Raw genomic sequence first — 13327 nt, 5'->3', positions numbered from 1 at the left:
GTTCAGGAGACCACATTCGTGAATCGGACGAACACGACATGGCAATGGACTATCGCCGCGGGAATGGTGATCGGCGCCGTGCTCGTGGCCGGCATGGCCGCGACCAGCGATGACAGAAAGTCAAGCCCGCGGGCTAGCCAGCCACCGCCGACGGCAGACAAGTGGGTCAGACACTACCACGACCGGGTGGCCCGATTCAGGCAAGAGAACGCGGCCGCCAGGAACATCGTCATGGTCGGCTCGTCGCACGTCGAGGGCTTCGACGCGTCCAAGCTGCTTCCCGGCCGGCGAGTCGTAAACCGCGGCATCGCATCCGACCGGATCGGCATCGAAGACCGCGGCGTGCTGCATCGTCTGGACAGCTCCGTCTTCGACTGTAACCCCGGCTTCATCATTCTTGAGAACGGTGTCAACGATTTGGGCGAACTGTGGCGGAACGGCAAGCCTTCGATGGACGAGATCGACAGGTGCTATCGAAAGGTCGTCAAGGAGATCCGCGCCCGGCTGCCCGATGTGCCTCTGGTCGTCGTCGGCCTATTCCCCACCCGTGACCGGTTTTCCCCACTCACGCCATACGTCGTGGACTTCAACAGACGGTTGGAGAAGATCGCGGCTGACTTCAAGTGCCCGTTCATCGACGTTTACATGCCCTTCGCCGACACACAGGGACAGCTGAGGAGGGACCTCTCGCGTGACGGCCTACATCTCAACGAGCCCGGTTATCGCCTCTGGGCAGAGCTGATCAACAGGGTCCTGCCGCCATTGGCCACGGCCACCTCCCCGGAGGCGGTCGGCAGGATACCCTGAGCCGCGCCCCGCGCCCCGGCTTCCGGCTGCGCGTCCCTCGCCTTCGCAAGCTGTCGGCCGTGTGTGGCGGATGGCGCCGGTCAGCGGTCAGTCCTCCGGCCGCTCCCCGGCCGGCGACATCTTGACGATCCGGGGCATGAAGCGGGCCAGTGGGCGGACCAGATCCTCCTGGGCGGCCATGACTTCATCGATGTCCTTGTAGACCCAGGGGGCCTCGTCCAGCCCGGCCGACAAGAGCATCACGCCGCGGTCGGCGAGGTACTTCTTCACCTCCGGCCAGGTGTTCTGCTTGAAGGCCGCGGATCGGGACATTCGCCGCCCGGCACCGTGTGAGGCTGAACTCAGTGAGGACGCGTTGCCCAGCCCTTCAACCAGGTAAGCCGGGGAGGCCATCGAGCCCGGAATGATGCCCAGCATGCGTCTGCCGGCCGGTGTCGCCCCCTTGCGGTGGACGATCACCTCCCGGCCATCGTGATTCTCCCGCCAGGCGAAGTTGTGGTGGTTCTCGATCTGCAGAAGCGGAGACTCACCCACGGCCGCGACCATCTGGCGATGAATGATCTGGTGGTTGGCGGACGCGTATCGGCCCATCAACTCCATGGCCGCCCAGTACTCGGCCCCGTCGCCGTTCAGATCGAGCCAGGCGAGATGCCGAAGCTCCTTGGGCATGCGGTGGTGCTTGCTCATCGCCCACTTACTGAACTGGGTGGCCACCTTGTTCCCCGGGCCGCGACTCCCGCTGTGCGACAGGACGGCTAGGTACCGGCCGGGCTCAATGCCCCGGACAGACTCCTTGAGCAAGAGCTCACCAAACTCGACAAAGTGATTCCCGGAACCGGAGGTCCCGAGCTGCCTGTGGGCGAGGTCTTTGACGTGAGCGGTAGTCGAACTGATGCGCCAATCTTCGTCCATGACCGGGTGGTAACGCCGCGGCCGCCACTCCGCCCCGACACCAAAACGCGTGTTCTCCTCCAGAATGCCCGCGAACCGGGACGAGTCCTCCGTCAACTGATCCGGCGGCAGGTTGAATACGGTCATCATCATGCGGCAGGCAATGTCCACGCCTACCGCGTAGGGAATCACCGCGTTCTCGGTCGCTAGCACACCGCCGATCGGCAGGCCGTAGCCGACGTGGGCGTCCGGCATCAGGGCTCCGGCCACCGAGATCGGCAGCCGGCATGCGTTACGCATCTGCTGATGGGCAGCGACGTCGATGTCCTGGCCCCAGACTTTGTACGTCAGATCCTCCGGACGGCGGTAGTCAATCATGGAAAAGGGCGTTGGCAGCGTCTTCGGTTGAATGCCCTGGGCAACGACCTCCGCCGCCAGAGCCCCAAAAACCGGATCCTCAGAGAAGTGGGCCGGCTCACGCAGAAGTAGCTCCAGAATGGACCGTACCTGGCGGGTCGTCTTGCCAGACACGCGAGCCGCCCCAGCCGCGGCCCGAGCCATGCCGAGAATCCGGCCCTGGGGGTATCCTAGCTTGAGCAGTTCACGAGCCTTCATGTTGACCGTCTCGCTTCAGGTGTCCCATTCATCGCTTCCCGCCCCCTACGGCGTCAGGGTAGACCAGCATCGCGTCGCCGTAGCTGTAGAAGCGATACCGTTCGCGAATCGCCTCATTGTAGGCGGCAAGGACGTGCTCGCGTCCTGCGAAGGCGAACAACAGGGCGAGCAGCGTACTGCCGGGGAGGTGGAAGTTGGTGATCATACCCGTCACGACTCTGAACGTTCGGGGCGGGTAAATGTAGATCCGCGTCCAACCGGTGCCCGCTTGAACCGTCCCGTCCTCAGCGGCACAGGTCTCCAGCACCCGCACGGATGTGGTGCCCACGCTGATGATCGGCCGGCCCTCGCGATGAGCTCGGTTGATGATCGCGGCGGTCGATGCCGGACAATCATACCACTCGGCGTGCATGGGGTGGTCGGCCAGGTTCTCGACGCGGATCGGCGCGAACGTTCCCATCCCCACGTGCAGCGTGACAGAGACGATCTCGAAGCCCCCCGTCCGCAGCCGCTCGAGCAGCTCCGGGGTGAAATGCAGGCCGGCCGTCGGGGCCGCCACCGCTCCCAACCGGCAGGCATAAACGGTCTGATACCGCTCGGCGTCAAGAGCCGCCTGATCGGCCGAGATCTTCCCACGACGCTGGATGTAGGGCGGCAGGGGCATGAAGCCGTCGCGTTCGAGTATGGTCCCCGCTTCGCCGGGTGGTTCAGGCCGAACCTGCCATGTGCCTCGATCCATCCGGTCGAGAAGCCGAAGGCGCTGCCCGCTGCCGTCGACGAACAGCTCCTCCTCGGCTCGGAGCCGCCCGGCTCCGGTGACCATCATCTCCCAGACGCCGGGGGACACGTCGCGGATGTAAAGCCCCTCAACGCGTCCGCCGGTTCGGCGATGCATCTTGAGTCGCGCGGGCAGAACACGAGTGTCGTTGAGCACCAGCAGCGCACCCGAGGGAAGCATATCGGGCAGCCGGCTGAACGTCTCATGACGACACCGGCCACTTCGCTGGTCAAGCACCAACAGCCGGCTGACGCCGCGCTGAGCCGTCGGTTGCTGGGCAATGAGCTCGGGTGGCAAGTCGTACTGCAACTCGCGCGTGAACAAGCCTGCTCCTCGATGTCCTGGAAAAACCACAGGGGGCGGATTCCGGACGCTGATGATAACCGCTATTGAGGCAGAAAGTTAGGCCGTCCAGGGGCTTTGCACGTGTTGCCCCTCGTCAACATCTGAGATGGATGCAGGATATCAGGCGGATGCCTGAGACGGAAAAACACCGCTCGACAACCTCATGCCATCGCGAAGCTTATCGGGACAGTCCTGTCCATAATACTGGAAGGCGGGTTTTCGGCACATGGATTGCCGATAATCCGCCTTGTGAGAGCGAGGGATCGGCCTCAAGCGGGGATCCCTTCGGTGCTTCCGGTAGGAAAGAAGTCACATGAGGGGGGAGTAGCGCACCTTGATACCCCCGATACGCCCAGTTGGAGCGGGCGAGTGGACGGGGCACCCATTGACACAGATCGCCCCGTTGTACGTTCATTGGTGCTTGGCGAAGCGACCCGAGGTGGGTGCTCCCTGCCCACAGCGGCTCATGGCATGGTGGGGCAGTAGGCCCAGCGCCCCGCAGGACGGCCGCGTCTGGGCTGTCGAGCCCTGGAAACCCTGGCCGGCACACTCGGCCTTTCTCGACGAAGTTCGCCGGTGGTGGCCCAACGAATCACCGCCGCCAGTTGCAGCCCCCATCGCAGATGAGATCTCCTTCATGGAACCTCAGAGAGTCCTACTCTGGCGCGGCGTCGGGGGTCTCATCGACTTTCTGGCGTAGGCAACGTTTTTCCTTCTTCCTTTCGTCCGGTTCGACCTTGTCTATCTCGAGTCCCATGGTTAGATTTGCATCGCCTGACGCGCCTGGCGAGCGGGAACGTTCATGTTTCTCGACCCTGTTGCTCATCGAGCCTCGAAGGAGGAGCCTCGACTCCTCACCATTCGGCGAGGCCTCGGCGATTTCCTCGAACACTCACCCAGCAGACTCCATCAAGTCGCCTGCTGTTGTTGTACGTGTTGCCTGCAAGTGCCAGTCGGCGCTGGATGTGGCGTGCTGGCGGCGCCGTTGTTGCTCGGGATCGGGTACCTTCCGGGTCGGCATCGTCCCAGCTGGCCGATGTGGATTCGGCTCGTCGGAATGGGACTATTACTGGGCGGGATCGAGGGAATGGTCGCGCTGGTCCTATGGTTCGACTGGGAGGACAACATCCTGCTGTACGTTGCGGGCTGTCTTGCGCCGTTGTGTCTGAGCTTGCCAATGGCCTGGCACGCGCTGCTCGCGGATCGTCCGTATCGCGAGGCCTATGGGCGACCGTTGAAGCTGATGCGGTCGGTCCTTGCTGTCATCGTGCTGAGTGTGGGGCTGGGTAGCATCGCCGTGTCGGTGCTTGACGACTTCAACCTGAACACGCCGTTTCGCATGGTCTCGACACTGGTTTTTCCCGTAGCCGCCGTGGCGGGGGGACTCGTTGCCCACAAGCTGGCTCGACTCGAGCAACGCGATGGCTTCATTCATCCCGAGCCCCATTTCGGGCGACTGACGGGCGTTCTGGTGGGTGCGAATCTCGCGCTGACTTTCGCGGCCATCCCCCTCCTGGCGGTGCAGACATTACCCGTATGGTATCCGTGGATCCTGACCGGCGCGGCGGGCCTGGTCGGGGGTCTACTGAGCCTGCGGCGGTGCAGGATGAAGAACAGGGCAACCAGGCCTACGCGGTGGCGATCGTGGACAGCGCTGGCGGTCGCGTCGGACAGCCTGGCTTGTGGGATGGCCGCCATCATGGGAACTGTTCTGTGGGACAACAACTCCTGGCCGGACATACTCTGGATGGGTGGCTCGATGCTCGCGGGCGCCGCGATCTGGCTTGTGTTGGGCATTTTGAGCCACAGGAGCTCTCCGTCGACGGTTGTGGTTCCTGAGGACCAGCCCATGGTGTGTCTCAGTTGTGGCTACAACCTGACCGGCCTTCCGGAGCCACGCTGTCCGGAATGTGGGCGGGAATTCGATGAGTCTCAAGTCCGTCGAGCTCGGGCCTACGTGCCTTTTCCGGTGACGCTCTGGCACCCGGTCTCGACAGGTCCGGTCGGGGGGGCGTTGGTAGGCTCATGCCTGGGAGTGACCATCGCCGCCTTCCTCTAGCGGGTGGTTTGTAGTTTGAGTAGGGTCATGCCACGGTATCGCCTCAAACCGCATCTGACTCTTCTGCCGGTCCGAGACGGTCGGTGGGTAGCCAGAGACGGTGGAATGCGCCGATGGACGCTGGAAGGTCCTCCGTGGCTCAGTGGTGTCATCGAGTCGCTGACTCGAGCGCGAACGAGTGCCGAGGTTCGCGATTTGATGCCGAATGGGCTTAGTGAGGAAGAGGTGCGCCGGGCGCTGAATGAACTCATCGCAGAAGGCGTCGTTGAGATCGCGGCTTCAGAGCCTGGTGAGCAGCGGGATTGGGATGTGGAGATGCTCGCCAGGTGCTTGTCTCGATGGGGCATCGGGTCAGAGCAGATTCGCCAGGTTCGCGCCGCGTGTCCCATTCGTGTGGTCGGAAAGGGATCGATCGCGTCTGATCTCCAAACGGCAGTCAAGGAAACGGGGCTGACCAGCGATTACGCGGGAGGATGGACTGACGCGGACGCCGAGACCACGCATGGTTTGCATGTGGCTGTCGAGGACGGACCGGGAACGCGTGATTGGCATGACCTGAACGATCAGGCGATCCGGCATCATCGGAGCTGGATGTGGTTGAGTGGTGATTTGGATACGGGATGGATCGGTCCGTTGTTCGTGCCCGGCCAGACCGCCTGCTGGGCGTGCTTTCAGCAGCGACTCAACAGCAATCGCCGCAGTCTCGGAGCGGCATCGTCAACGGCGGCGGACGAGTTGACGACGCTGCCTGACGATCGGGCCATCGTGGTCGCTCCGCCGTCCTGGATCAGGAAGATCATTGTCAACCTGGCAGTCGCGGAGATCCTTCGCTACCTGTTTGGCCACCAGCCCTGCCGATGCCTGGGGCGGCTTCTGGTTGTGGACTTGCGGACCTATGCCACGAACAGTGAGGCCGTGCTTTCGGTGCCCAGCTGCTCGTCTTGCGGAGGGCCACCGGCATCTCGTTCACCACCGGAACGCAGGTTCCAGGATGCAGCCTTGTTCAAACCGGGAGCCGGGCTGCAGGAATGGCAGGATCTGCTGGTGGCTCGCCGTTGCGGGATCATCCGGGGAGCACGTGAGGTCCCCGGCCGTTGGGACGACCCGCGGCTATTCGTCGTCACTGCGGAGGTGGCGGACCTCCGATCCCTGGGAGGATGGTCGGTGTCACCGGGCGGTGGTGGAGGTGGACTCACGGCGAGCGATGCCTGGCGTGCGGCCGTCGGCGAGGCTGCCGAACGGTATTGTGCAGGTCTGCCGCCGAGCGAGGAGAGTGTGAAGACCTGCAAGTGGTCTGACTTCGATGGTTCCGCGGCTGTCGATCCGGAAAGCGTCGCCCTGTACTCCGGCGCTCAGTATCGCCTGCCCGAGTTCCCTTTTGACCCTTTTCGCCGCGACACGCTGACCGACTGGGTAGAAGGGTCCTGGCTGAGTGGTGGGCGCTGGGGCGATCATCGTCTCGCCTGGCTTCCCGCAGACCTGGTGTATCTGGGATTTCCGCCGCGTCAGAAGCGTTCTCCTCTGGCCGTGGCCACATCCACCGGCCTGGCCGCCGGACCCACCGCGGAGGCGGCGATTCTCTCCGCACTTTGCGAGGTCATCGAGCGGGATGCCTTCGTCGTCGCATGGCGGAACGGGCTATCGGCTCCGCAGGTTGATCTGGCTTCCGACCAGTGCAGGTGGCACAGGGAGATCCTGGAGGATTGTCTCCTGTGGCCGCGGATCGACTACCGCATCGCGGACCTCACGCCGGACACGGGCGTTCCTACCTACGCGGTGGTTTCGCGAGGCCCATCCGAAGACGGAGATGTCATCTCTTTCGGGGCCGCCACTCACCCGGATGCCCGCACCGCGGTGCTGAAGGCGCTGATCGAGGCCGGAATGGGCCGTAAGTACATTCGCGAAGAGCTGCGCCGTCGACCGGGCATCCGCTACCGCCGCGACGGCTTGGACGTGCGCACTTTTGAAGATCACGCCCAGTTCTACACGCGGAGGCCACGTCTCTGCCGCCACCTCTTCCGCCTCGTGAGTACCCGCCTGTCGGCGGACCTGGACCGGTTTGACCAGCCGGGATTGACGGGTGCTGCCGCCATCGAGGCGATTGTGAACCGGATTGAGTCCGTCGGCTTGAGGGCTTGCTGGTCTGACCTGACCACGCCGGATGTGGGCTCCGCCGGGCTACGCGTGGTGCGTGTCCTGGTACCCGGCACGCAGCTGCTGCACGGGGATCATCTGCTGCCGTTCCTTGGCGGCCAGCGGCAGGATCAGCCGGAGCGCGTCTTCGCCTGGTGCACGACTCGAGCGAAGCGGCGGAATCCATGGCCACATCCCTACCCGTAGAAGGGGCTATCGCGATGTCTTCAACTGACGATCACCGCGGGGGTGCCGAGCTGGAACGTCATGCGGATGGCGAGTTGGCTCGTATGTATCACCAGAACACGAGCCTCACCGCGGCCAACCTCTTGGAGTTCGAGGAGCGGCTCAGCCAGGCGACCGCGGCGATGGAGGAACTCTACCCGCAGATCAGTATCAGTCCGGCCGCCCCGCAGATCGCTCTGCCGCGGCAACGAGGATGGTGGGGACTTGACCGGCTGATCCGATGCCGACGCACGATCCGGCGGTTCACCGGTCGGCCGCTGGGCATGACCGTGCTGTCGCGGTTGCTGCTGAATACGGCCGGGGTCACTTCTCGGCCGAACGCGGATGCGGACGGCATCCCTTGGCCGCGTCGGGCCGCACCTTCGGCGGGGGCCCTGTTTCCCCTGGAGTATCGGCTGGCGGCCCTGAACGTGGGCGGTCTTGGCAGAGGCATCTATCGATACCAGACCATGGATCACTGCCTCGAACGACTTGCTGAAGGCGTGCCGGTCGAGCATCTCGGGCGGGTCTCCCTCCACGGCGATCTGGTCGCAGGCTGCGGGGCGGTGATCGGGTTTGTCGCCGATTGGCGGCGGCTGATTGTGAAGTACGGGGATCGCGGCTACCGCTTCGCGCTGCTGGAGGCCGGCCACGCGGCCCAGAATTTGCTGCTGACCAGCACCGCCCTGGGACTTGCGGCTGTGCCCGTCGGCGGGTTCATCGACGAGGAAGTGGCAGGCGTTTTCGGCTGCAACACGCGGGAGCAACACTTGGTCTATCTGATTGTCGTTGGCCGCTGAGGAGCATCTCGGCGCGGAGCGTCCCACGGGGCGTGGAACCAGGGCGGGTACGGCGTCAGGACAGCTTGCCGCTGCGGAGCATCGCGACCACCAAGCCGAGTCCCATGATGCCGGCGACAAGGTAGCCGGTAAAGCCGAGAGCCGGCAGGGGAATACCGAAGACTTTGGTCGTCGCCGGAGTGGTCACGACCCAGGAGCTCCCGACGATGATCGCGGCAATGACTACCGAGAACGACAGCCGGTTGCTGGACCGGTCTAACTCCTGGGCGAGCATGTCCAGGTTCTGGTGGCGGATATTCACTTGCCACTTGCCGCGGGCCAGACGCCGGGAGATGTCGCGGAGCTGGCCGGGGGCGGTCTTGACGATGTGGGCCATGTGCCAGGTTGAGACCGCTGCCGATTTGAGCAACCGGGACGGCCGGAAGCGGTTGGCCAGCAGGGCGGTGAGCTTGGGCTGGACAAGGCTGAGCAGGTCGAGCTGCGGGTCGAACTGCAGGCATACGCCGCCGATGGCTACCAGAGCCTTGCCGAACATGACGAATTCGCGTGGCAGGCTCACTTCGTGGCGGCGGATCAGGCTGGTGATCTCGAAGAAGAGCGTTTGCGGATCGAAGCGGTGCAGCGGCAGGCCGTAGTACTTCTCGATGAGCTGCAGGAAATCATGCCGCAGCGCCTGCCGGTCGGTGCTCTCGCCTAGGGCGTCCATGTCGGCCAGGACTTCAACCACGATCTCCGGTTCTCGGTTGAACGCGGCGATGAGGGCGACAACCAGCTGGCTGAGTCGTTCCTCGTCGATCCGGCCGGTGAGGCCGAAGTCAATCAGCCCGATCCGGGCGGGGGGCTCGATGAGCAAATTGCCCGGATGGGGGTCGGCGTGAAACAGGCCGATCTCGAAAAACTGGCGGACGAACGCCTGGGCCAGCTGAGCGGCCACGGCCTTGGCGTTGACTTTTGGGTCGGGTTGATCGATCAACTTCTGGGCGCTGACCCCGCGTATCTCTTCGAGGGTCAGTACACCGGGACCGGTCAGGTCCCAGTAGACCTTGGGGATGTGGAGGCCGGGGTCACCCTCGAAGGACTCGCCGAAGCGAGCCATGGTTGCCGCTTCGTTGACGAAGTCCATTTCCCGAAGAAGCGTTCGTTCGAACTCGTCCACGATCAGCGACGGGTGATAGATGTGCAGCTCGGGCAGCATTCGCTCGGTCAGGTCGGCGATCCACCGGAGGATGGTCATGTCTAGGCGGACGATATCCTCGATATCCGGCCGCTTGACCTTGACCACGACCCGCTCGCTTGGCCGATCCTCGGTAGGGCGGGTGGTAGCTCGATGAACCTGGGCAATGGAGCCGCTGGCGAAGGGGACATCATCGAAGGTGGCGAAGCACTCCTCAAGGGGGCTGCCGAGGTTGGAGGCGATGGTGTGCTTGGCCTCATCCGTGCTGAAGGGTGGTACACGGTCTTGGAGGGCGATGAGTTCCTTGATGATGTCGGCCGGAAAAACGTCCGGTCGGGTGGACATCATCTGGCCAAGTTTGATGAAGGTGGGGCCCAGTTCCTCGAACACCCGGGCGATCCGCCGCCCGAGATTGACGTCGACGGCCCTGTCGGATGGCGGTGCGATCACTTCTCGCCATCGCTTGGGCAGGGGAACATATCGCCCCAGGTGCAACCGGTCGATCAGGTGCCCGAAGCCGTGCCGGCTCAGCACACCGGCGATGGTCTGAACGCGGCGGATGCTTCGGACGGTCTTGGGGAGGTTGAGAGTCACGGGTTCCACCGCCTGTCTTCGGATGGACCGGATCTGGCCGGCCAACGCCGATCCCATATCCGCCGAAGGACGTTAGAATAGCGGACGGAGAAGGAGCGTCAACTCGACAGATGCGAACCGCGGCGTTAGGATCAACGGAGTGGGCGTAGGCGCTCTTCTTCGGGCACGGACTACGAGGTGGCACATGGAGCGAACAGGAGCAAAGGTGAGCATGACCCGGCGGGCGTGGTTGAAGGCGGCCGGTGCTGGGGCGGCGGTCCTGGCGGGACAGGGTTGCACGCTCCTGGGCGACGGGCCATTGGAGACGCCGCCCAGGCCGGACCTGAAGACGAAAGCCGCCCGGAATCTCAAACTGGGGATCATGTCGAGCGTCTATGCGAGCTTCCCCGTCGATGAAGCGGCCCGCCGAATCCGGGAGGACGGATTCGCCAGCGTAGTACTCGAAGGTCAGTTCGCCGACGTCCAGTTCGACGCAGCCAAGCCTGACTGGGATGCTGCCAGGAAGATGATGACCGCGCTGGACAAGCAGGGGATCCGGGTGGCGGGCCTTTTCGGCTACTACAATGTCATCGACCCCGTGACAGAGCGTCGTCGTCATGGTGAGCAGCGCATGGAGTGTCTGCTCAAGAACTGGAAGCGTTTTGGCCAGCCGATCATCTCAACCGAGACAGGTTCGTTTAATCCGCAGTCGGAGTTCAGCGATCACCCGGACAACTACACGGAGAAGGGCTACCTTGCCTGCCGGGATGCCTTCGCTCGGCTGGCCCGCATGGCCGAGAAGACCGGAGCCATTGTGGCCATCGAAGTCTACTGGCGGAACGTCATCGACTCGATCGAGCGGGCGGAGCGGCTTTTCAAGGATGTGCCGTCTCCTTCCTTGAAGCTGACCATGGATCCGTGCAACTATTACCGCAAGGATGATCTTGCCCGGATGCAGCCGATGCTTGACGAGATGTTCAAGCGGGTCGGCAAACAGACCGTCCTGGCCCATGCCAAGGATGTGAAGGCGGCGGCAGATGGAACGGATTTGCCTGCTGCCGGGCAGGGCGTTCTTGACTATCCGCTCTATCTTCGGCATCTGGCCGCGCTGGACAAGGAGTTGGACCTGGTCATCGAGCATCTTCAGCTCAAGGACGTTGCCCGCGCTCGGGACTACGTGAAGAGCCAGTACGCGAGAGTTTGAGCGGCATTCAACACCGGGGTGACGGGAGCCCGCTCGTTGGGGGTTTCCTCTTGAAGACAGTTCTGTCGGACCGCACGCCTGCCGTAGGACTGGAGCGGGGCAGTCTGCACGTTCATTCTGGATGTGGTGTTGACCGGATCGCCCTTTGGCCCGACACTCTGGTTAGATCGCGGTTGCCTGGTTGGTCAGGATGGTATGAATGAGGATCGGGACATCAGTCGTTGATATTACGCCCGAGCCGGGATTGGAGCTGTCCGGTTTTCTAGCTCGGGTACAGCCTTCGGTGGAGATCCACGATCGACTGGCGGTGCGGGCCCTGTATCTGGAGGACGGCGGTCAGCGACTGCTCTGGCTTCATGCTGATCTCATCGGTTACACCCGCGAGCTTGTGGCCGAGGTCAAGCAGACCCTGGCCGCTCGCTTTGGCCTGCGACGCGACGAGATCGTCCTCTCCGCCACTCACACCCATTCGGGTCCGGCGACGATACCGCTGATCAATGCCGGCACTTACGATGCCGGCTACGTGGATCGGCTGGGCCGTGAGATGCTGAAGGCAGCTGCGGGTGCCCAATGCTCCCCCGAGCAGGCAGAGATGCTCGTCGGAGAAGGGCGGTGCACCTTGGCCGTGGACCGCCGTGGCAAGGTCAGCGCCCACGCCGATCCGCGCCTCGGCGTTGTCGCATGGCGGCGGGCGGATGGCAGCTTCGCGGGGGTGTTGGCCAACTACCCGATTCACCACGTGGCCATGCGGGCGGACAACCGGTCGATCAGCGCGGACATGGCCGGGCGGGCGGCGGCCACCGCCTCGACAGGATTGCCGGGCAATCCGGTGGTTTTGGTCACCAACGGCGCCTGTGGCAACCTGAATCCACCCTCGGTGACCAGCGAGTTCATCCAGCGCACGGCCAACCTGCCGACCTTCGCGCAAATGGCGCGGTGGGGTGACCAGATCGCGGCTGCCATCGTAGCCGCGGTCTCTCTGACCGAGGTGGTACCCCAGCCGCGGCTTCACAGTGTCCTCTCGCAGTTCGATGTCCGACTTCAGCCCTTCGATGCGGGCCAGATCAGAGATCATGCCGCCAGGCTTCGCCTGGTCTATGCCCAGGAGACCGGCTATGTGGCCGATCGTTACCGGGAGGCGGTTGACCTGTGGGAGCGGAGGATGATCGCCCGGGTCGCCCAGCCGGATTGGTGCCCGCGGATCCCCGTGGATGTGCAGATTCTGCGGTTCGGCGAGGCGACGTGGGTGTGTCTTGGCGCCGAGGTGTTCTCGGTCATGGCCGATGACTTGCGTTCACGTCTCGGTTGGAGGTTGTACGTCGTGGGCTACGCCAACGGGGATGCAGGGTATCTGGCTCCGTCGGCGGCGTATGACGAGGGCGGTTATGAGATCGAGAGTGCGTTTGTCTTCTACGGAGGCTTGCCGGTCGAGCGGGGAGAGTTTGAGCGGCTTCGTGACCACGTGACCGACCTGGTCCGACATGGTTGAAGAGAGAGGTGGCATGAGTGACCGTTGAAGCGTTCAGCGGCGGCTGTTGCTCTGCGGTCTGCCGATCCTGGCGTTGGGTGGGGCGGACTGTCTGCCTTGGGATCTAACCCAAGTTACTGAGTTTGGCAGCGTCAGTGGTCCTGGCGATAGCGCCAAGGCCGTTTCCTTCTGAAAGTCTTCACTACATTTGCGCAGCCTCTTCGAGGTATCGCAGCCGCTGGGGCATGGTCAAAC

General features: G+C 63.7%; 10 protein-coding genes. 6 read left to right on the top strand and 4 right to left on the bottom strand.

Going from position 1 to position 13327, the window contains the following annotated elements; translation table 11 throughout:
- Positions 1-18 precede the first annotated feature (18 nt).
- Positions 19-807, top strand: a complete 789-nt coding sequence (locus KA354_09335; GenBank protein ID MBP7934834.1) for a hypothetical protein — start codon at positions 19-21, stop codon at positions 805-807.
- An 87-nt stretch (positions 808-894) separates the two neighbouring features.
- Here the strand turns inward: KA354_09335 and KA354_09330 are convergent, their stop codons facing one another.
- The 3 genes from KA354_09330 to KA354_09320 all read right to left on the bottom strand — a co-directional run bounded on the left by KA354_09330 (position 895) and on the right by KA354_09320 (position 4328).
- The gene (locus KA354_09330; protein MBP7934833.1) at positions 895-2313 is read right to left on the bottom strand and encodes an RtcB family protein; all 1419 of its coding nucleotides are present in this window, start codon (positions 2311-2313) and stop codon (positions 895-897) included.
- 28 nt (positions 2314-2341) lie between these two features.
- A complete protein-coding gene (gene queA, locus KA354_09325) occupies positions 2342-3415 on the bottom strand; it encodes a tRNA preQ1(34) S-adenosylmethionine ribosyltransferase-isomerase QueA (protein ID MBP7934832.1) in 1074 nt (357 codons plus the stop codon).
- A 676-nt stretch (positions 3416-4091) separates the two neighbouring features.
- The gene (locus KA354_09320; protein ID MBP7934831.1) at positions 4092-4328 is read right to left on the bottom strand and encodes a hypothetical protein; all 237 of its coding nucleotides are present in this window, start codon (positions 4326-4328) and stop codon (positions 4092-4094) included.
- Positions 4329-4493: 165 nt separating this feature from the next.
- Here KA354_09320 and KA354_09315 point away from each other — a divergent pair, with 165 nt between their 5' ends.
- Genes KA354_09315 through KA354_09305 form a run of 3 tightly spaced genes read left to right on the top strand, consistent with a single transcriptional unit; the run spans position 4494 to position 8653 of the window.
- Positions 4494-5495 carry a hypothetical protein gene (locus tag KA354_09315; protein MBP7934830.1) on the top strand — a complete coding sequence of 334 codons (1002 nt, stop codon included), beginning with the start codon at positions 4494-4496 and terminating at the stop codon, positions 5493-5495.
- Positions 5496-5522: 27 nt separating this feature from the next.
- Entirely contained in the window at positions 5523-7835 is a 2313-nt protein-coding gene (locus KA354_09310; GenBank protein MBP7934829.1) for a TOMM precursor leader peptide-binding protein, read from the top strand.
- 14 nt (positions 7836-7849) lie between these two features.
- Entirely contained in the window at positions 7850-8653 is an 804-nt protein-coding gene (locus KA354_09305) for a SagB/ThcOx family dehydrogenase (GenBank protein MBP7934828.1), read from the top strand.
- Positions 8654-8708: 55 nt separating this feature from the next.
- Here the strand turns inward: KA354_09305 and KA354_09300 are convergent, their stop codons facing one another.
- Positions 8709-10421 carry an AarF/ABC1/UbiB kinase family protein gene (locus KA354_09300; GenBank protein ID MBP7934827.1) on the bottom strand — a complete coding sequence of 571 codons (1713 nt, stop codon included), beginning with the start codon at positions 10419-10421 and terminating at the stop codon, positions 8709-8711.
- Positions 10422-10605: 184 nt separating this feature from the next.
- Here KA354_09300 and KA354_09295 point away from each other — a divergent pair, with 184 nt between their 5' ends.
- Entirely contained in the window at positions 10606-11604 is a 999-nt protein-coding gene (locus tag KA354_09295; GenBank protein ID MBP7934826.1) for a sugar phosphate isomerase/epimerase, read from the top strand.
- Positions 11605-11803: 199 nt separating this feature from the next.
- Complete coding sequence (locus KA354_09290; GenBank protein ID MBP7934825.1) at positions 11804-13093, top strand: neutral/alkaline non-lysosomal ceramidase N-terminal domain-containing protein; 1290 nt, start codon at positions 11804-11806, stop codon at positions 13091-13093.
- Positions 13094-13327 lie beyond the last annotated feature (234 nt).

The organism is Phycisphaerae bacterium, assembly GCA_018003015.1.
Taxonomy (GTDB): domain Bacteria; phylum Planctomycetota; class Phycisphaerae; order UBA1845; family PWPN01; genus JAGNEZ01.
The sequence above is the reverse complement of the archived record's forward strand: the minus strand, read 5'-3'. Positions and strand labels throughout refer to the sequence as shown.